The sequence below is a fragment of the Acidicapsa ligni genome, from assembly GCF_025685655.1.
GTDB lineage: Bacteria > Acidobacteriota > Terriglobia > Terriglobales > Acidobacteriaceae > Acidicapsa > Acidicapsa ligni.
Window position 1 is genome coordinate 167,085 of record NZ_JAGSYG010000003.1, and the last position, 19,807, is coordinate 186,891.

19 protein-coding genes are annotated in these 19,807 nt (G+C 55.5%); 10 read left to right on the forward strand and 9 right to left on the reverse strand.

What is annotated here, in order from left to right; all coding sequences use genetic code 11:
• Positions 1–63 precede the first annotated feature (63 nt).
• The 4 genes from OHL19_RS11180 to OHL19_RS11195 all read right to left on the reverse strand — a co-directional run bounded on the left by OHL19_RS11180 (position 64) and on the right by OHL19_RS11195 (position 3,138).
• Positions 64–552, reverse strand: coding sequence for a bifunctional nuclease family protein (locus OHL19_RS11180; protein ID WP_263357780.1), 489 nt, complete (start codon positions 550–552; stop codon positions 64–66).
• 25 nt (positions 553–577) lie between these two features.
• Complete coding sequence (gene miaB, locus OHL19_RS11185; RefSeq protein WP_263357781.1) at positions 578–1,897, reverse strand: tRNA (N6-isopentenyl adenosine(37)-C2)-methylthiotransferase MiaB; 1,320 nt, start codon at positions 1,895–1,897, stop codon at positions 578–580.
• A 78-nt stretch (positions 1,898–1,975) separates the two neighbouring features.
• A complete protein-coding gene (locus tag OHL19_RS11190) occupies positions 1,976–2,386 on the reverse strand; it encodes a c-type cytochrome (RefSeq protein ID WP_263357782.1) in 411 nt (136 codons plus the stop codon).
• Positions 2,387–2,388: 2 nt separating this feature from the next.
• Positions 2,389–3,138 carry a superoxide dismutase gene (locus tag OHL19_RS11195; RefSeq protein ID WP_263357783.1) on the reverse strand — a complete coding sequence of 250 codons (750 nt, stop codon included), beginning with the start codon at positions 3,136–3,138 and terminating at the stop codon, positions 2,389–2,391.
• A gap of 124 nt (positions 3,139–3,262) precedes the next feature.
• Here OHL19_RS11195 and OHL19_RS11200 point away from each other — a divergent pair, with 124 nt between their 5' ends.
• The 4 genes from OHL19_RS11200 to OHL19_RS11215 all read left to right on the forward strand — a co-directional run bounded on the left by OHL19_RS11200 (position 3,263) and on the right by OHL19_RS11215 (position 8,235).
• Positions 3,263–3,811 (forward strand): PaaI family thioesterase, encoded by a 549-nt coding sequence (locus OHL19_RS11200; protein ID WP_263357784.1) that lies wholly within the window; start codon positions 3,263–3,265, stop codon positions 3,809–3,811.
• A 430-nt stretch (positions 3,812–4,241) separates the two neighbouring features.
• On the forward strand, positions 4,242–4,460 hold the full coding sequence (locus tag OHL19_RS11205; RefSeq protein WP_263357785.1) for an LPXTG cell wall anchor domain-containing protein: 219 nt from the start codon (positions 4,242–4,244) through the stop codon (positions 4,458–4,460).
• Positions 4,461–4,602: 142 nt separating this feature from the next.
• Entirely contained in the window at positions 4,603–6,141 is a 1,539-nt protein-coding gene (xrtE, locus tag OHL19_RS11210) for an exosortase E/protease, VPEID-CTERM system (RefSeq protein ID WP_263357786.1), read from the forward strand.
• Positions 6,142–6,168: 27 nt separating this feature from the next.
• Complete coding sequence (locus tag OHL19_RS11215; RefSeq protein ID WP_263357787.1) at positions 6,169–8,235, forward strand: RecQ family ATP-dependent DNA helicase; 2,067 nt, start codon at positions 6,169–6,171, stop codon at positions 8,233–8,235.
• A gap of 28 nt (positions 8,236–8,263) precedes the next feature.
• On the opposite strand, the gene OHL19_RS11220 is transcribed toward OHL19_RS11215, so the two are convergent.
• Both OHL19_RS11220 and OHL19_RS11225 read right to left on the reverse strand, forming a co-directional pair.
• Positions 8,264–8,647 (reverse strand): hypothetical protein, encoded by a 384-nt coding sequence (locus tag OHL19_RS11220; RefSeq protein ID WP_263357788.1) that lies wholly within the window; start codon positions 8,645–8,647, stop codon positions 8,264–8,266.
• 47 nt (positions 8,648–8,694) lie between these two features.
• Positions 8,695–9,315, reverse strand: coding sequence for an FMN-dependent NADH-azoreductase (locus tag OHL19_RS11225; RefSeq protein ID WP_263357789.1), 621 nt, complete (start codon positions 9,313–9,315; stop codon positions 8,695–8,697).
• Between the two features lie 150 nt (positions 9,316–9,465).
• Here OHL19_RS11225 and OHL19_RS11230 point away from each other — a divergent pair, with 150 nt between their 5' ends.
• Complete coding sequence (locus tag OHL19_RS11230; protein ID WP_263357790.1) at positions 9,466–10,095, forward strand: TetR/AcrR family transcriptional regulator; 630 nt, start codon at positions 9,466–9,468, stop codon at positions 10,093–10,095.
• Positions 10,096–10,173: 78 nt separating this feature from the next.
• Here the strand turns inward: OHL19_RS11230 and OHL19_RS11235 are convergent, their stop codons facing one another.
• Both OHL19_RS11235 and OHL19_RS11240 read right to left on the reverse strand, forming a co-directional pair.
• On the reverse strand, positions 10,174–10,857 hold the full coding sequence (locus tag OHL19_RS11235; protein WP_263357791.1) for a DUF6843 domain-containing protein: 684 nt from the start codon (positions 10,855–10,857) through the stop codon (positions 10,174–10,176).
• A 344-nt stretch (positions 10,858–11,201) separates the two neighbouring features.
• Positions 11,202–13,628: an Orn/Lys/Arg family decarboxylase gene (locus OHL19_RS11240; protein WP_263357792.1), complete on the reverse strand. Its 2,427-nt coding sequence runs from the start codon at positions 13,626–13,628 to the stop codon at positions 11,202–11,204.
• A 408-nt stretch (positions 13,629–14,036) separates the two neighbouring features.
• On the opposite strand from OHL19_RS11240, the gene pdxS reads away from it, so the two are divergent.
• Complete coding sequence (gene pdxS / locus OHL19_RS11245) at positions 14,037–14,990, forward strand: pyridoxal 5'-phosphate synthase lyase subunit PdxS (protein WP_263357793.1); 954 nt, start codon at positions 14,037–14,039, stop codon at positions 14,988–14,990.
• Between the two features lie 251 nt (positions 14,991–15,241).
• Positions 15,242–17,446, forward strand: a complete 2,205-nt coding sequence (locus tag OHL19_RS11250) for a glucoamylase family protein (RefSeq protein WP_263357794.1) — start codon at positions 15,242–15,244, stop codon at positions 17,444–17,446.
• Positions 17,447–17,468: 22 nt separating this feature from the next.
• Here OHL19_RS11250 and OHL19_RS11255 read toward each other — a convergent pair whose 3' ends face one another.
• The gene (locus tag OHL19_RS11255) at positions 17,469–18,233 is read right to left on the reverse strand and encodes a TIGR03435 family protein (protein WP_263357795.1); all 765 of its coding nucleotides are present in this window, start codon (positions 18,231–18,233) and stop codon (positions 17,469–17,471) included.
• Between the two features lie 189 nt (positions 18,234–18,422).
• Here OHL19_RS11255 and OHL19_RS11260 point away from each other — a divergent pair, with 189 nt between their 5' ends.
• Genes OHL19_RS11260 through pdxT form a run of 3 tightly spaced genes read left to right on the forward strand, consistent with a single transcriptional unit; the run spans position 18,423 to position 19,765 of the window.
• The gene (locus OHL19_RS11260) at positions 18,423–18,680 is read left to right on the forward strand and encodes a type II toxin-antitoxin system Phd/YefM family antitoxin (RefSeq protein ID WP_263357796.1); all 258 of its coding nucleotides are present in this window, start codon (positions 18,423–18,425) and stop codon (positions 18,678–18,680) included.
• A gap of 3 nt (positions 18,681–18,683) precedes the next feature.
• Positions 18,684–19,127 carry a type II toxin-antitoxin system VapC family toxin gene (locus OHL19_RS11265; protein WP_263357797.1) on the forward strand — a complete coding sequence of 148 codons (444 nt, stop codon included), beginning with the start codon at positions 18,684–18,686 and terminating at the stop codon, positions 19,125–19,127.
• The gene (gene pdxT / locus OHL19_RS11270; protein WP_263357798.1) at positions 19,124–19,765 is read left to right on the forward strand and encodes a pyridoxal 5'-phosphate synthase glutaminase subunit PdxT; all 642 of its coding nucleotides are present in this window, start codon (positions 19,124–19,126) and stop codon (positions 19,763–19,765) included. The genes OHL19_RS11265 and pdxT overlap by 4 nt, the downstream gene beginning before the upstream one ends.
• Positions 19,766–19,807: the final 42 nt, after the last annotated feature.

Sequence of the window (19,807 nt, forward strand, 5' to 3'; positions counted from 1 at the left end):
TCGATGGAATCAGCATTGCAACATCCGATCTTTCTTATGGAAGAGCGCTAATCGTGAATAGAACTACATCTTGTATCGGCCGAGGTCGTCGTCGTTCAACCCTTCAAGCCACTTCTTCAATTGCTCCGCGCTAGGTCCATCCGATGGCCCGGATGTATTCAGCTTGGCCAACGCCAACACTGGCTCCGCCACATAAATCGGGCAATCCGCGCGCAATGCCAGTGCGATCGCATCCGAGGGGCGAGCGTCTACCGTCATGGCCTCACCTTGATGCGTGAGCCATAGAACTGCGTAAAAAGTATCGTCTTTAAGTTCTGTAATAACAATACGATCCAGCCTTCCATTCATGTAATCAATAAGGTTTTTAGTTAAGTCGTGAGTCATTGGCCGCGACGCGGATTGCTTCTCAATTTCAAGAGCGATCGCATTCGCCTCGTAGATCCCAACCCATATAGGCAGCACCATGTCGGAACCCACGTCCTTCAGGACAATGATAGGCATGTTGGTGTTTGGGTCCATCATCAGACCGCGAATACGCATTTCGATATCCATGCCAATCCCCTCTCGCAGCCTTTCCTTAAACGGCTTCCCCTACCAGGCTGTTAGGAAAAGTCTTCGTAATCCGTACTTGATGATAAGTTCCCGGCGCAGGATTGATCAGTTGATTCCAGGTAAAATTGACCGGTTTGTTCTGTGAACTACGTCCGGTAATCTGTCCCCGGGAAGGATTGCTGCCCTCAACCATTACTTCCATAACCTGACCTAAATGCTTGTCATAATTCGTTCTTTGAATCTCGCGCTGGCGATCCAGCAACACCTGAAGCCGCGTTGACTTCTCCGCATCCGGAATGGAATCGATCATCACCAGCGCCGGCGTGTTCGGCCGTGGTGAGTACTTGAATCCAAAGACAGCATCGTATTGAACTTCGTTCAGGAGATCAACCGTCTCTTCAAAGTCCGCAGGCGTCTCCGCAGGAAAGCCGACAATGATGTCCGTGGACAGTGCAATCTGCCGCTTGGCGGCCTTGATCCACGAGATCCGTTCCAGGTACCAGTCCCGCGTATACTCCCGATTCATCATTCGCAAAATCCGCGACGAACCCGATTGCACCGGCAGATGTACGTGATCGCAAAGCGTCGGAACCGCATCAATGACATCCACAATATCCCTGGTGAAATCCCGAGGATGGCTCGTGGTAAACCGCACACGTCGAACCCCAGTCAGCTCACCGAGCGCACCCAGTAGTTCCGCAAATGTCCTCTTTCCAGTAGGATCGCGGTAACTATTAACGTTCTGCCCCAGCAGTTGAATCTCGGTGTATCCCAGGTCGAGGATGCGTCGCGCCTCTTCCATCACAGAGTCCGACCCTCGACTCCGCTCCTTGCCGCGCGTGTAAGGAACAACACAGTAAGCGCAGAACTTGTCGCAGCCCTCAATGATCGTGATGTACGCCCGGTAAGGATTGGTGCGTGAGGTAAACTCCGTCTCAAAAGTCTCGTCCGTCTGCCGGTCATCGAGGCCAGTGATACGTGTCTCTCCCGCTTCGAGCCGAGCCAGCATCTCCGGCAGCTTTCGATACGAGGCCGACCCGGCCACCAGCGAAACATACGGAGCGCGCTCAAAAATCTTCTCGCCCTCCTGCTGTGCCACGCAGCCGATCACCGCAAAACGCTTGCCTTGCTTGTGCAGCTTCTTGTAATCGTTCAGCCGGTTGAAGACCTTCTGCTCCGCTTTGTCGCGAATCGAGCAGGTGTTGTACAGCAACAGGTCTGCTGCTTCCTCTACCTGAACCTGCGTATAGCCCTGCTGTTCCAGAGTGCCGATGACTTTTTCCGAGTCATGGGCATTCATCTGGCAGCCAAAGGTCTCAATGTAGAAGGTTTTTTCAGACGCCATAGTAATTCAAGTATAACGCCCGATTCGCTCCCCATTCGCTTCTGCTTTAGAACTGCTCAAACCAGCCGCTTAAGTTCACTATTCAGGTTGAGTCAACGGCATGTCGGTATGCAGATAAGCCTGGAGCGCCGCCATCTGTTCCTGGTTAAACCGCCCGGCAAAGCTCGGCATCTTGTTCTTCCCCGCAAGCACCAGCCGTTGTATCTCTGCATCCGTCGCCGGCGCACCGCTAGGCAGATGGTTCTTCCGCATGGCTCCATGAATGTTCGGCGGAGGCGGCTTCAGCATCAGGTCATTGTCCTCATGACAATGTGCGCAGCGCGTCATGTACAGATTTTGCCCCTCAGCCTGCTGCGGAGTGAGTTCCTGATGATGGCACCCTGAAGCACCTATTCCAAACAGGACTAACCCCACCGGAGCCAGAGCAGCGAAAACCAACGCCGCCCCGGCCCGCAATCGAGTACGATCAGTTCCCTTTTGTAATCCCAAGATCAGACAGCCTTCTTCCCATCGGTATACCTTGCGCTGGCCGCATCCCAGTTCACCGCTGAGAAATAAGCCTTCACATAATCAGGCCGTTTGTTCTTGTACTTCAGATAGTAGGCATGCTCCCACACATCGATGCCCAGCACTGGCTTGTACCCAAGTGTAAGCGGGCTGTCCTGGTTCGGAGTGCTCTCAATCTCCAGCGATCCATCCTGCAATATCACCAGCCATGCCCAGCCGCTGCCAAAAACTCCGGCAGCCTCAGCCGACAGTTTGTCCTGAAATCCCGAGAAGCTTCCAAACTTGGCATCGATCGCTTTTGCAAACTCGCCGGTCGGCCCGCTTCCGCCCTTGCCCAACGATGTCCACCAGAAAGAGTGATTCGCATGTCCGCCGCCCTGGTTGCGCACCGCCTTCCGAATATCCTCCGGCACCGAACCCAGATCCGCCACCAGCTCATTCACAGACTTGCTCGCAACATCGGGATGTCCGGCGACCGCTGCATTCAACTTGTCTACATAAGACTGGTGATGTTTGTCATGGTGCAGATGCATCGTCTCGGCATCGAAGTATGGCTCCAGAGCGTCATACGCATAAGGCAGCGGCGGTAAGGTGAATGGCCCGGTTGGCGCTGGAGCTGTTGGAGCCGTCTGAGGTTTAGCTGCGCCCGTCTGTGCTGATCCCACCAGGGATTCGGTCAGTAATACCGCGCTGGCCAACCCGCCCATTTGCTTGATTGCTGTCCTGCGATTCATGGAACTCTCCTTTAAGTTTTTGACTCTTTTGACTATGGATAGAAAATGCGGAATGCCATACATGGGATGTCCTGCCTCGCCATCCGAAGCAGGTATTTTAGAAACCATATCGTAAGCTGAAATTATGCCATTGCCTACCCCCGAAAACGGCCCGATGCAAGCAGGTTCTGAAATCACGGAAACGACCATTACAGAAACAGCCATCACGGAAACGACAAGCACGGAAACAACATGGTCAAGCGAACAAAATCCAGAGCAACAGAATATCGAACCGCTCTTTCACGGAGCCCAAAACCACTGCTTCGGTTGCGGCCCCGGCAACTCGGTAGGTTTGCAACTGAAATTTTCTACACTGCCGGATGAGACCGTAATCTGCTCCACATCAATCTCCGACTCTTATGAAGGACCGCCTGGTTACCTCCACGGAGGTATCATAGCAACCCTCCTTGACGAAGCCATGAGCAAAGCCAATCGTGCCCGTGGTGTCACGGCCATGACTCGCCAAATGCAGGTCGAATACCTCCGCCCGGTAGCCTCGAACGGATTGATTCAAATAGAGGGTCGCGTCACTCGCAGCGAAGGACGCAAGCATTGGACTACCGCCCAGATCCTCAATGCAGGCGGAACAATCCTCGCCCATGCCACAGGATTGTTTATCGCCATAAGCAGATAGGATGTTCATTCTATGAACGTTACAAGACATTACAGCCGTCGGATACGCCTTGGTACCTTGCGACACTATTACCTAAATTGAGCAGTAATGCATTACCTTTGCTGCAAGTCGCTGACGCTGAATAGCTATTTCAGTATTGTCATTCCTCATTCACACTCATGGTGAGGCAAGAGATGTATCAAGCATTGCTGCCAGCTACATCCGGGGATTGGGTTTAGCCTCAGCCATTCATCCCTCGCTTGTAGCTCCATAATCGGGCGATTCAAGAACTTCTTCGCTCGAGCAACGTAACGCACAGAGTCCTGGAACCTCGATTGCGGAATCAGCAAGATCGAAGACGAAGGATCGAAATGCCTGGCAAATGAGTCGGGCATCGGTACATTCGATTCCGTAATCCCGGCCACTGTCCACAACTGCCCGAAAGGACACAATGATGAAAACTCTGAAGTATTCGATTCTCGCTTTGGCTTTGGTTGCAGGTACCAGCACGTTGGCCCATGCAAACGGACTCAATGCATCTCCTGCCAAGTCGCACCCACACCCGATTGGCAGCACTGCACCGGAAGTTGACCCTGGCATGGCCATCAGCGGACTCACGCTGCTGGGTGGGGCACTCACGGTTCTTCGCATGAAGCGTCGCAAGCAGTAGGCTCTTGATTCCCCACTCCAACCACGCTTGCACTGGGAGCAACCCCTCCCAGGCAAGGTCGTTTTTCAACGTTCCATCTTTTCTGAACCATTTACTTGCACGGTTCTTTCTGTTTGCTGCGGTGCTGGCGATCGACTGCATTGTGGTCGCCAGCATTCCGCATCATCAGGCACTCGTAGGCCCTGCCGCTCCTGTCGGCATCGTCGCCTTCGCCGTCTTCATCGGACTCGGCTACTCCCGCCTCAAAACAGATCGCGAAAGCCTCCCTTTTGGCTGGCTGCCCTTTATCGTCCACGCCCTGCTGATGGTCGGTGTCTTTATCGGAAGCATCGCTGTCGCTCATGGCAGTCATCTCATCGTAGAGTTGCGTATTGCCATAGTCGCTGCCATAGCCCTGCTTGCCGTGGCCTGCGTACCCATCTCGGCCTGGATTCGCACCCTCCGCACCACTCATTTCCTCTGGCTCTATTCCCTGCTCGCGGGCGCTACCGCTCTGTATCTGCGTAGCCCATTCCAATCCATCTGGAATGGCTCAAGCTCTGCGCCTGGACGCATCCTGCAAGGCATCACCTTCGACTCAGTCCGCCTCGTATTGCAGGCAGTTCTGCCCGGAGTCACCGTCGATCCCGCATCCTTCACCATCGGCACCCCGAACTTTGTCGTCATCGTCGCTGAGGCCTGCTCCGGTCTCGAAGGCCTCGCACTGGTTCTCGTCTTCACCACGCTATGGCTCTGGTACTTTCGCAAGGAAAGCCGCTTTCCCCAGGCACTCGTGCTCATTCCCTGTGCCCTCATAAGCGTCTGGATACTGAATGTTGTTCGTATCAGCGCACTTGTCCTCATCGGTAACGCATTCTCCAGCGAAATCGCCATGGTTGGCTTCCATTCCCAGGCCGGTTGGATTGCATTCACCGCCGTAGCTCTCGCCTTCTCCATGGCCATGCGCAAACTCTCTTGGGTCCGCAAAGATCCCGTTACTTCCAGCGCGCACGGCGGAGCAGTCGTCTCAACACTCTCCCTTGAAGAATCCGGGGAATCTCCAGCTACAGCCGCATACCTCGTTCCCTTCCTCGCGATTCTCGCTGCGACCTTCATTTCTCGCGCCGCCTCTGGCCACTTTGAATGGCTCTACCCCCTGCGCTTCGTCGCCGCCGCATTCTCCATCTGGCATTACCGCGCTGAATATAAAAACCTGAATTGGCGCTTCAGTTGGACCGCACCCCTGGGAGGCACAATCGTCTTCCTGATCTGGATCGCATCCACCTTTTGGAGCAAGCAAACCGGTACCGACAACGCGGCTGGCAATCTCGGCACCGCTCTGGCCTCACTCTCGCCCATTGCTCGCTATACCTGGCTGATATTTCGTGTCACAGCAGCCGTCATCACCGTACCCATTGCCGAAGAACTCGCCTTCCGCGGCTACCTCACTCGCCGCCTCATCAATCGCGACTTCGACACAGTTCTCTTCCGCCGACTCACCTATCTCGCTATCGCAATCTCCTCTGCCGCCTTTGGGCTCATGCACGGCCAGCACTGGGTCGTCGGAATCATCGCCGGTCTGGTCTATGCATTGATTCTCAAAAGGAGCGGCAAAATCGGCGACGCCATCGCTGCGCATGCCACCAGCAATCTGCTATTAGCTGCCTGGGTACTCATAGGCGGCCATTGGAGCTTCTGGTAGACCCGCAGGTCGCTTACACTGGAGACTGTGGCCTCCCTCGCGATTGTTGATCCCATACCGAATGAATCTCTCTCGCTTGCGGAGTTGCTCCATAAGTTCTTCGGCTTCCCGACCTTTCGCGCCAATCAGGAAGCAGTCTGCCGCGCCACCGTGGACGGCGAGGATGTACTGCTCGTCATGCCCACAGGAGCAGGAAAATCCCTCTGCTACCAACTCCCAGCCATTGCCCGCGGCGGCACAGCTCTCGTCATCAGCCCACTCATCGCACTCATTGAAGATCAGTGCGCCAAACTCACCTCGCTCGGATTTGCAGTAGCCCGCATTCACTCCGGTCTCGACCGCTCCGTCAGCCGCCAGGCCTGCGTCGATTACCTCAACGGCACGCTGCAATTCCTCTTCATCGCCCCCGAACGCCTGCGCGTTCCCGGCTTTCCTGAAATGCTCGCCAAGCGCAAACCCGCCCTCATTGCCATCGATGAAGCCCACTGCATCTCACAATGGGGACACGACTTCCGCCCCGACTATCGCATGCTCGGCCAGTACCTTCCCGCGCTGCGCCCTGCTCCGGTAATCGCGCTCACGGCAACAGCAACACCGGCAGTCCAGCGCGACATCGTAGCCCAGCTCGGCCTCGCCAAAGCGAAAAAGTTCATCCACGGCTTCCGCCGCAGCAACCTCGCCATCGAAGTAGTCGAAGTCCCGATGCCCATGCGTGCCGACCTCGTCTGCGAACTACTCAAAGACCCCGCGCGCCGTCCCGCAATCATCTATGCCCCAGCCCGCAAACGCGCCGAAGAATTAGCCTCGCAGCTCTCGCAGGTCTGTACCGCGTCCGCGTACCACGCCGGCCTGCCGGCAGAGATTCGCGAGAACGTGCAGCAAAACTTCCAGAGCGGCAAGTTGGATTGCGTAGTAGCCACCATCGCCTTCGGTATGGGCATCGATAAAGCCGACGTACGTACCCTCATCCACGTTGCACTTCCGGCAACGCTCGAAGGCTACTATCAGGAGATCGGCCGCGCCGGTCGCGATGGCCGCGCCAGCAAAACCATCCTCATGCACTCCTACGCAGACCAGCGCACGCATGACTTTTTCCTCAAGCGCGACTATCCTCCCATCGACACGCTCCAGCAAGTCTACAAAGCCCTGAGCGATGAGCCAACGTCTCTCGACGACATCCGCGCTCAGCTTCAGATGGACGATGAAACCTTCTCCAAAGCCATTGAAAAACTCTTCATTCACGGCGGCGCCGACGTCGACTACAACAACAACGCTACACGCGGTAAAAACAAGTGGTCCGAGCCCTATACCCGCCAATCGGACTACCGGCGCAACCAGATGGGCCTCGTTCAGAAATACGTGGACGGCCACCAATGCCGCATGGCCGCACTCGTCCAGCACTTCGGCGATGTCGAAGACGGCAAGACTCGCTGCGGCATCTGCGACTTCTGCAACCCGAGCGATAGCTCCGCGCAACAATACCGCCCGGCATCTCGCCAGGAAGAAAAGTCCCTGGAAGCAATCCTCGATGCTCTGCGCGGCAACAGCGGCAAGTCTCTCGGCAAGTTATTAAAGGAGCTGCCCGGCGATCTCACTCGAAAAGAGTTGGATGGCTTCCTGGGCGCATTGTCCAAATCCGGCTTCGTCGTCGTAGAAGACGCCGAGTGGATCAAAGATGGCGAAACAATTCTCTATCGCAAAGCAAGCCTCACCGCCGAAGGCGATCAGCTTGAACCCGGTGCACAGCTTGAGATTCAGCTACCCGGCGCCACGATCGAACGCCCGGCTACCAGCCGTAAACTTTCTGTAACGAAAACAGCGACGAAATCGCCATCTAAATCAACCAGACCACAACAACTCATCGAACTTAGCGCCGAGGCCCAGCAACTGGAGCAGGCGCTTAAAGGCTGGCGCACAACAATCGCCAAAAAGCTGGGTATGCCGCCATTCGTCGTGCTGCACGATCGCACTCTTCAAGCCATAGCCCATGCTCGTCCGGCAACCCCAAATCAGCTGCAGGAAATCTCAGGCATGGGCCCGGCCAAAGTCGAAAAGTACGGCCAGCAGATTCTCGAAATCTGCAACCAGGCGTAGACGAAAGCCACGCCCGGTTGCAGATCGGTTACACCTCTGTTTTTGCTGCAAAAACACCTGAAAACGCGCGTCTCACTCCGAAGAAAATCACCAGCCAAAGCAGCAGAGTGATCAAAGCCATCGGTAGTCCCGCAGGTGCCAGCAGGATATGAAACTCCAGGATTTTAACGAGGACTGGTCCCAGCAGTATCAGCGCCAGTGGCACAAAGCGATTCACCAACAGCAGCAAGCCGCCCACGGTCTGTAGCAGAAACGGCAGCACCAGCATATGCGCAGTAAACAGTACGCCCAGATACTCCCCAGCCGCCCCGGGTGTGGGAGGCATAGGCAGGAAATGGAAGAATCCGTTTAGCCCAAAGATAAGAAACTCCAGGCCAAGCAAAATACGCGCGATCAGGACAGCGATCTTCATTGTTGTCTCCTTAATGCGTACTGCGAATGGATGATGCTTGGTTCAATTTATGCAACAGCGTTGCGAACAACGTCCAGGCTCGGCTTGAGGAACGTTCCACGATCCACAGCACCGGTCATCACCTGTGCCGCTCCACCGGCTGAAATGACATGGACATCCGTCACGCCCAGGAAGCCAAGTATAGTCCTCAAATAAGGATCGCTGAAATTATAAGCACCCATCGGCGTTCCCGGCTCATAGACGCCGCCGCTCGCCACAATCAGCGTCGCTTTCTTGCCCTTCAAAAGACCCTCAGGACCAGCAGAACCATAAGAGAAAGTCCGTCCATTGCGGGCAATCTGGTCCACCCAGAGCTTGAGAACGGAAGGAATCGAGAAATTGTGCATAGCTACGCCAATCACGTACTCGTCCGCCTGTTCCAGCTCGGCAATCAGTTCGTCAGAGTGAGCCAGCGCTGACTTCTGCTCCGCCGAACGTGCATCCTCAGGAGTGTAGGCAGAATAAATCCACGTCGTATCCACTGGCTTGGCCGGATTGGTAGCAAGATCGCGATAAATTACCTTTCCGTCGGGATGCTTGTGATTCCAGGTCTTGGAAAATTCAGCAGCCAACTCACGGCTGATAGAGGTAGGAAGTGGGCTCGAATCGAGGTGAAGCAATGTAGGCATGTAAATTCTCCTTAGGCGACGTTTGTCGCTTAAACAATATCTGTCTCCCATAGTAGACGACAGATGTTGTGCAAGAGATTCTTTTTGAATAAAGTTTTTCCGAATTTGCTACCTTGGAAAGAGCCGAGTTTGAAAGTTGAACCAAAACAGATGCCAATTTCCGATTGCGAAGTTCGTGACCCACGTATCCGGCGCACCCGCCAGCTTCTACAGGGCGCGCTGCAAACGCTGATGCAATCGAAGAGTTTCGAAGAAATCTCCGTGCAGGACATCACCGATGTCGCAACTGTGAATCGCGCCACCTTCTACGATCACTACACCGACAAATTCGCCCTGCTGGACGCCATGGTCGCAGGCGGTTTTCACCTGCTGCTGCACGAGCGCAATGTCATCTACGACGGAACCTGCCCCACCGCCGCCAGCGCCATCATCCTCGCCGCATGTGACTACCTGGCGCAGACCCATCACGGAGGAGCGTGCAGCCGGCAAAGCGCATTCGAGCCGCTCATGGACGCTGCGATTACCACCGCCATCCGCCGCGTGCTCTCCGTTGGAGTTAAAAAGCAAGCTGACCTGTCGGCTGACAACCCAGCTTCCCTGTCCCCGGAAATGGTCGCTGCCGCCGCAAGCTGGGCCATCTACGGAGCAGCCAAAGAATGGTTCTACACCCCCGGCCACAGCACTCCAGAAGAGACAGTCCCGCAGATTCTGCAGCTGGTTCTACCTATCCTGCAATCGGCAAACTCCCATAGACCGGAACCAGTACTGACCGCTTCATAAATAATTAATCGCAATACATTCACTAGAACGAGAAACCCGTTACATGGACAAATAAACGCCACCGCTGAACGCCAGTTATCACTGTGACACGCTAATTGCATGGCTTTCGTTGGCACGAAATTGCTCCTCAGTACCGACGTAGAACTTCTCACTCATTTGTTTTGGTCTAGACTCACCCGGTGTTGTTACTCCGACCGTTTCTCCCCAGATCAAACCACCCTGACCCCAACCAGTGCTAGGAACTTCTTCGAGCGGACCATTCTTGGTGTAGTAAAAGTATTCGTCATGAGCCCAGCCATCTTCAACAGCTGAAGACGTCTCAAAGATCCCGGAAACGGGGATCTGGTACACGTACTTCCCATTTGAAAATGCGGAGGGAGCACCTTCCCGACCATGCTTGATAGTGATCCACCCTACATACCCCTTAGGTATCAGGAAGCGGGATGGGTGACGTACTGTGGATGCTCCCATCGAGATCGCAGCTGTCGTGACCAATGTGAAGTACCACAAGCCTGCTACGAGGCATGTCACGATGCTAAGAATGCGGATTGGCCCCACTCCAAACCCGCTGACGACAAGACCTAGGATCGTCGGCCAAAAAAGCAGTAATCCAAAGACCCTTATGCCATTTGTGCCGAGTCTCTGTGATACGTCGGGGGATACCCATGAGAGGTGGAGAGCCAGCAGGGAGGCGACCGCTGCCATGGCGCACGCAAGTGCCAAAGAGGTTACATAATATCTCCATTCTTTTGTGGGCGTCATCCTCCTTGTGAGCTTTGCAAATGCCAGGCAGAGGAACAACAACCATACCGAGAGAAGAGCGATACAAAGTGCCAGTAGCCATCCACTGATCATGTTTCATGATTGTAGCGATAGTTGAGCAAGGTGATGCTCGGCTTCATTTGTCCACAAAAATCGGCATTTCTGACAAGTGGAAGCTGTCTCTTCAGCATCCCAAGCGCGTAGCATACGATTTTTGACGTCTGGTTTAGTTAGCCCTATCCCTGCCTCAACCTCAATAAAATTTTTCCATCTAACAATAGAAACATGAACCGTGAACGCTCGCTAATCTACACGAGCATCCACGGCATCTTGTTCTAAATAAATTACCGCTGTTCGCCCAACCCGGTCTCAGGCCGTAGCGCCGCAGCTTTCACATTCCTGCGTTTGCGTTTTACCGGCGGTGCAGAACTAGGCGGACGATTCTTTCCGTTGCTTCGCTTCCCTGTCGCCTCGATCACGCCGCGCATCCAGTAGTCGCCGGCCGCGTCCACCTCGATGCCATGCACCTCGCGCTCAAAGCCCGGGAACCGTTTGCCAAACTCCTCCAGCGCCAGGATCAGCTTGACCACCGGACTATCCGGCCCACCCAACCGCTCACCCGGCATGCAAACCGGAATTCCCGGTGGATAAGGCACCAGCATCACGCCCGCAATGCGCCCGGCCATCTCCGTGAACTTCACCTTTTCCGTGCCGTTCCGAAGCAGCTTCTGATACGTCTGCGAAGGCGTCAACACCTCCTGCGTATCCAACTCGCAGGCCTCGCCTTCAAGAGCACTCAGCCGCAACTCAACCATGGCCGCGTGCATCTCGTCACTCAATTCCTTGAGTGAAACATTTCGGTATCGTTGCGGATATTTCGTTACCAGATCAGGCAAAGCCTCGCTCAGAGTAGCTTCCGAATCATAAAGCCGCTTGAACTCGAAAAGATTCTCCAGCAGGCTTCCCCACTTGCCCTTGCTCGTTCCCACCGAGAACAGCACCAGGACCGTGTAGTCGCCAGTACGCGCAATCTCCACGCGCCGCGCATCGAGAAACTCCGTCAGAATCGCCGCTGGAATTCCCCACTCCGCCACCACGCCCTGCGCATTCACGCCCGGCATCAGAATGGTGACCTTCGTCGGGTCCAACATGCAGTATTCGTCGGCAACATCCTCGTCCTGATAGCCGTGCCAATCCTCACCTGGCTTCAGTGTCCAGCAACTGGAATTCATCGCCAGCAACTCATCCGGCGCATCCTCGAAAAGATACGTCAGGCGTTCAATCGGGTCTTCCACCCTGTCAGGTTGAAAGAGCCGGAAGAACCAGCCGTCGCCATTCTCCAGCGCGCGCAACCGATGCGCAATCGAAGACATTGCCTTGCGGAAACTGATCGCATCGAAGATCGTTTCCATCATCAGCGTCGGCCCTGCAGGCTCATCCATCATCGCCGCAGCAACATCCAGCGAAGCAATCAGCGGATAGAACGGCGAAGTCGTTCCATGCATCATGAACGCTTCATTGAACTGATCAAACTCCAGCGGAGCACGAGGGCTCAGTTTGATATGCACCATCGACGCCATAGAAAACGCCGCCAGCATCTTATGCGTAGACTGCACCGCGAACAGCGCCGGACGATTCGGCATGTCATCCGAAACATCCATCGCAAAGCGCCCGCGATAGATCGGATGAAACTTCGCATACGCATACCACGCTTCATCAAAGTGAATGCGCGGCACGGACTGCGCCAGCTCCGTCACCACGCGATTCACGTCGTAGCAAAGCCCGTCATAAGTCGAATTCGTAACCACCGCATGAACCGGCTCCTGCGAGCTAGCCCCCGCGCTGAACGGACTCTTCGCAATCAGTTCTTTAATCGCTTCAGGACTGAACCGCTTCAACGGGACCAGCCCGATCATCCCGTAACCGTTGCGTGTCGGCGTCAGATAAACGGGCCGCGCACCTGTCACCGTCAACGAGTGACAAATCGACTTATGGCAATTGGCATCGACGATAACAATGTCATCCTGCCCGATAACCCCATGCCCGACAATCTGGTTTGAAGTTGAAGATCCGCCCAGCACATAGAACGTCCAGTCCGCGCCGAAAATACGCGCAGCATTCCGCTCCGACTCACCTGGAGGCCCGATATGATCCAGCCATGAACCCAGCGGCGAAGTAGAGATACCCAGATCGGAGCGCATGATGTTTTCACCAAAAAACTTGTGAAATTCCATGCCTACCGGATGCTTCAAAAACGCCACTCCGCCCATATGCCCCGGAGCATCCCAGCTATAAGCGCCCTGGTCGTTGTACTTCTTCAGCTCGCGAAAATATGGCGGCAGCAACTGCTCGTTGTAGCGCTCTACGGCAAAGTCCACGCGGCTCGCAATAAACGCCGGCGTATCGCCAAAGAGATGAATGTACTCATGGACCTGTCGCACCACTTCAAGCGGAAGCTCACTGACCAGCGTACGGTCTGCGATCAGGAAGATTGGCACCTTCTTATTGCGACGGCGCACCGCGCGAATAATTCGCAGCGCGGCTCTCTCGTCAAACTGGTTCTCGCCCTCCAGATCCCAGTCCAGCAGAATAGCCGAATGCGATGGGTCGGATTTCACCAGCGACAAACCGTCTTCTGGCGTAGAGGTACGAACCACCTCGTAACCCTCTTTCCTGATTGCATCCACCAGCCGTTCCATTGCCCGGTCTGAAACCGAATCCGTGCCACCAACCTCGCTGGCAATCAGCAGTACCCAACGCCCTTCGTCCATTCCACCTCACACTTTCTCTACAAAAAGAGGTCCCCAAAATCAGCAGACCGCTTCTAATCCTACAACCCAAAAGCGCTTCCGTTTGCCCCCATCAAATCCCAACCAGCCAAATTCATTCCCCAGCAACAACCGGGATTCGTTATTCTCCTTTTACGGTAAGCATAAATCTAACAATATGAGCAGCTTATGCGCATCCCTGTACGACCTCAAAAAACAAATAAAATCGAGCGTCCCACTCTCGCCACACATTTGTTTTATGGCTGCTGTAGGATTCTGCCGCCACATCCACCGGACACCCACATCGCTGCTACACTTGAAAGTTGAAAACAAAAGATTGAAAACGTGAGCACCTGATCCATGAGGAACCGGGGCGCCAACGGTATTTTCGTATGGAAGTGAGGAAACACAATGGCTGAAGCAAATCAAAACGAGAGCTTTACCAGCACGAGCCTGCGCCTCAAGGTAGGCCTGGCCGAAATGCTCAAAGGCGGCGTCATCATGGACGTCATGAACGTAGAACAGGCACGCATCGCCGAAGAATCCGGCGCAGTCGCCGTCATGGCGCTGGAGCGCGTACCTGCCATGATCCGCGCCGAGGGCGGTGTAGCCCGCATGGCCAACCCCAAACTCATCAAGGAAATCATTGCCGCCGTCTCCGTCCCGGTCATGGCCAAGGCCCGCATCGGCCACTTCGCTGAAGCCCAGATCCTCCAGGCCCTCGGCGTTGACTTCATCGACGAGAGCGAAGTCCTCACCCCCGCCGACGAAGCACACCACATCGACAAGCATGCCTTCACCACGCCGTTCGTATGCGGCGCCCGCAACCTCGGTGAAGCACTCCGCCGCATCGCCGAAGGCGCAGCCATGATCCGCACCAAGGGCGAAGCAGGAACCGGAGACGTAGTTCACGCCGTGCAGCACATGCGCCAGATCACCCGCGAACTGCGCCAGATCACCGTCCTCCGCGAAGAAGAGCTCTACCACGCAGCCAAAGAGCACGGCGCGCCCTACGAACTCATCCGCCTCGTCGCCAAGACCGGCAAACTGCCCGTTCCCAATTTCTCCGCCGGCGGCATCGCCACCCCCGCAGACGCAGCCCTCATGATGCAGCTCGGTGCAGAGACAGTCTTCGTTGGCTCCGGCATCTTCATGAAAGAACGCGCCACCCCGCTCGACGTCGAACACAACCAGAAGGAACGCGAAGAAGCGGTATCCCGCGCCAAGGCAATCGTCCTGGCCACCACCCACTTCAACGACCCAAAGGTCCTCGCCGAAGTAAGCGAACAAGTCACCGGCACCATGAAGGGCCTGGCCGCCGCCGCAATCGAAGAGCAACACCTCCTCCAAACCCGCGGCTGGTAGGACCTGCCGTCCAGGCAAACGCGCCCATCAGGCGCAAAAGCCAAACCGCAAACAGGCCGGAGATGCCAACGCACCTCCGGCTTCTTAATTTGTATTTGCCGTTGCCTTTCTTTCTGTCATTCCCCGCAGGGAATCTGCTATTGCAAATCCGCATGCAGCGCGAAGCCGGATGCCCATCGTTTTTCGGCGCATAAATATAGCCCAATCCAACGCCTAGCGCGACGACTTACAATCATACCCAGGAGTATGAGATGTCTCTTCCCCGCCTGGGCAACGTTATACGCAATACTGCGACGCTGATACTAGCTACCATCTGTGTCGCTGCCGCTCAATCAGCGCACGCCGACCAGCACTACTCCCAGGAAGTCTTCTTCGACAACAGCCTCTCCCCAAACGCCTATTTTTATAGTCACGGCAAAGTCTCCACCCCCAGCACGCTCAAGTTGATCGATGGCAAATTACCAGTAGAGACCTCCGAATACATCAGCGGTCCCAACGCCCTCGAACTTACCTGGCAATCCGCCACCAACGGCGGATGGGATGCGCAACTGAGCGTCTCCCAATGGCGCAATCGCCAGATCGACTGGGCCGGTCAAACGCTCTATCTCTGGCTCTGGAGCAAAGAAGCCATCGCTTCCGCAGACCTGCCACAGATCGCCTTCACCGACCTCGATGAAGGCCGCACAGATCCCCTGCTACTGGCAAAGTTTTCCGGCGCACTCAAAGCTGATCACTGGACCCGCATCAAAATCCCGCTCAGCCTCTTCAAGAACAACAACGTTCGCGCCTTCGCACCCAATCGCCTGAACTCCATCGTCCTCTCGCAAGCCGCAGCAGACAACAAGATGCACACTCTGTACATCGACGACATTCGCATCGAGAGTGACCACGCTACAGATCGCGCCCCGGCAGTTCCCACGCAGCTCGAAGCCCGCGGCTACGAACGCCACGTAGATCTCCGTTGGAAAGGCGCAGCCGATCCAACCATCGCGCAGTATGTCATCTATCGCTCGCTCAACGGCGCACCCTACAAAGCCATCGGCATCCAGCGTTACGGAGTAGACCGCTACGCCGACTACATCGGCGACCCCAACGCCACCGCCAGCTACCAGATCACCGCGCGTACGTCATCCCTCGCCGAGTCCGCCAAGACCGCCGCCGTCACCGCCAAGACCCATCCAATGACCGACGACGAACTCCTTACCATGGTGCAGGAAGCGAACTTCCGCTACTACTGGGAGGCCGCAGAACCGATCTCCGGCATGGCTCGCGAATCGCAGCCCGGCCAGGATGATCTCATCGCCACAGGAGCCAGCGGCTTCGGCATCATGGCCACTGTAGTCGGAGTCGATCGCAACTTTATCACCCGCCAGCAAGGCGTCGAGCGGATGCTCCGCATCACCCGCTTTCTTGAGCACGCAGATCGCTTTCACGGGGTATGGCCGCACTTTATAAGCGGCAAGACGGGCCACACTGTCGCACTCTTCGGCATCTACGACGACGGCGCGGATCTCGTTGAAACCTCGTTCCTCATGCAGGGCCTGCTCACCGCTCGTCAATACTTCAGCAGGGACGATCCCTCCGAACGCGAACTCCGCGACAGGATCAACACTCTCTGGCGTGGCGTCGAGTGGGACTGGTTCAACGCCACTGCCAAACATGACGCGCTCTACTGGCACTGGTCGCCGTATTACGCATTCCACATAGCTTTTCGCCTTGAGGGCTGGAATGAAACCATGATCACTTACCTGCTCGCCATCGCATCGCCTACGCATGCCGTCCCGGCAAGCCTTTACGCCACGGGATACACCCATGAAGGCGCAGGCCCAGCCAACCCCGGCCTCGCTGTCGATGGGGTGAACTACGGCATCAAGCACACCTACTTCGGCATTCCGCTTGAGCAGGGCTACATAAAAGACTCACCCGGCCCACTCTTCTTCACCCAATACTCGTTCCTTGGCTACGACCCTCGCGGAGTACGAGACAAGTTCACCAACTACTTCCGCAACAATCGCAACGAATCGCTCATGAGCCAGGCCTATTCCAAAGCGAACCCTGGCCACTTTAAAGGCTATGGTGCAGACAGTTGGGGACTCACTGTCGCAGACGGCCCGGATGATCGCTATCACGAGTACAAGCCCTTCGCCGAAGACGACGGCACCATTGCTCCAACCGGGGCGATGGCCGCATACGCCTACACTCCAGAAGCCTCAATGGCCGCTCTCAAGCACTGGTATCGCGATCTCGGCGCCCAGGTCTGGTCCATCTACGGTTTCCGCGACTCCTTCAACGAGCAGCAGGATTGGTACTCCACCATCACCATGGGCCTGAACCAGGCGCCGCAGACCGTGATGATCGAGAACGGGCGCACCGGCCTCATCTGGAAAACCTTCATGTCCAGCCCCGAAATCCGGCCAGTGCAGCAAGCGATCGGCCTCAAACCGGATAAAGATTAGCCCCATTGTCAAACACAATGCTTTAGTTCTCGGAAGGCATCTCGGCACGGTCGATGACAATTACATCGAGCGGCCCTTTCGTTGGCTCAAGCCTCAAACCAAGTTGCTCCGGAAGGGCCTTGAAAATAGACGGACCTGCACCCTCAGGCGCCACAGGCTCTGTCGAGACGGAAGCCGATTCAGTCGCCCAGCGCAGCGCGAAATCATATCGGCCCGTAAGACCTGTCTTATCTATCACCGTGCGCCCCAGATCATGGGCAAAGCCTGTCGTCAGACTGGATGCCAGATCAGCCATGCTGCATCCTTCCACCTCGAAATTGTCTCTGCCGCTGCGTTTATACAGGCATGACATATCGGCAACGCCATAATGACCAAGCTCCCCCGCTTTCCTTTCATGCAGTGTGGGGCCATTCTTCGTCACAACCAGCGCATAGAGCGGAAACTCTTTCATCTCATGGTGAACAACCAGCTTGAATCGGTCCGCAAGCAACGCCTGCAGCATTGCCCGGCGTTGATCGAGCGTGAGTTTGTTGTACTCAGTTCCATCAAACTTCGCCTCGATATTGAACTTCACAGAATCCATCCATTCCGGGCCGCCTAACCAGCGCTTGTCATCGTAAACTCCATAAGCTTCCTTGACCACATAGCGCAGCGAAACGCCCATCGCAGTGAGGCCATCCTGCGTGAACTCCATCTTCCAACGGCCATCGTTGTTCTTGTTTTCTCGGATAGAAGCCACGTCGAAGGAGGGGGCTTTTGGCCGCTGAGTCGCATTCTGAGCTGGCATGGTTACGCCTGTGCATCCTGTAAATAATGCGAATATCGCAATTCGAACGCATGTCTTCATTTCAGCATTCCTTCAATTAGGGGTTAAAAACAGAGAGTCTGCACACCAATGACGGCCGCAAAGCTTGAAAGGTTCAAGATTCAAAAGTGCTATACTATGACCAGATAGATGACTATCTGGGAGCACGCAATGATCTGGCCTGTTTATGACGCGAAAGCCCGCTTTAGCGAACTGCTCGATGCAGCGATGAACGAAGGACCGCAGGTAGTCTCCCGTCGTGGTGTAGAGGCTGCCGTTGTAGTTCCGATTGCCGAATGGAACCGCCTCAAAGCATCGGCGCGTCCATCGTTGAAGGATATTCTGCTCGATGCGAACGGGCCTCATTTTGAAGACATCGTGCAACCCCGTGGTCAATCCGGCGAACGACCCGTTATTGAGTTTGAGTAAACGATGTATCTACTCGATACAAACATCATTTCTGAAACGCGAAAGCCCCGTCCTCACGGAGGGGTCCTTGCCTGGATTCGTACTGTACCGCCGGAACAGCTTTTTTTATCAGCAGTTACGATGGGAGAATTACAGCGCGGATTGGAAAGCCTGTACAAAAAAGACGTGGGCAAAGCTCAAGAAATACACCAATGGGTCAACCGTCTCGCCGCAATCTATGAAGTGATTCCCGCGGACGGCGCTATCTTTCGTAAATGGGCGACGATAACCAGAGACAAGCCCAAGCATCCATGGGAAGATGCCTTGATCGCAGCTACCGCCTGCGAGCGACGCTTGATCGTCGCGACCCGTAACACGAAAGATTTCGAAGGATTCACAACAGACTCCGACGTCTTTACTTTACAAACCTATAACCCGTTTCACTACGACACCCGAGATAAAGCGTGAAGAAACAATCATCAGAAAACAATTACCCGCACATCGGCGTCCTGGCCATTCAGGGCGACTACGAACGCCACGCAGCCGCCCTCGAAGAATCCGGCGCACGAGCCTCGCTCGTTAAAACTCCGGGCGAACTCTCCGACCTCGACGGCCTTATCCTGCCCGGTGGCGAGTCCAGCACCATGCTCAAATTCCTGGAGCGCGACGGATTTTTCGCCGCCCTCCAGGAATTTGCCCAGCAAAAACCCGTCTTCGGGACCTGCGCCGGAGCCATCCTGCTCGCCAAAGACGTCCGCAATCCGCATCAGGCCAGCCTCGCCGTCCTCGATATCGCTGTCGAACGCAACGCGTACGGCCGCCAGATCGACTCCGCCATTCTCGAACTGGATACCACGCTGCCCGGCGGCGCGCTCGAAACCGTCTTCATCCGCGCTCCCCGTATTCTCTCGGTAGGCCAAAATGTAGAAGTTCTTGCCGAACGCGCCGGCTCTCCCGTTCTGGTTCGTGAAGGTAAGACAATGGCCGCCACTTTCCATCCTGAGTTATCGACAGATCGGCGCGTTCACCGCGTATTCGTCGCCGAAGTCGAGAAGCATCGCGCTTCTGCTCTACTCGCGACCAAACAGCCAGCAGCCTTGCCCTGATTCCATTTTTCTACAAGAAAAACAACTTCTCGTAATTCCTAT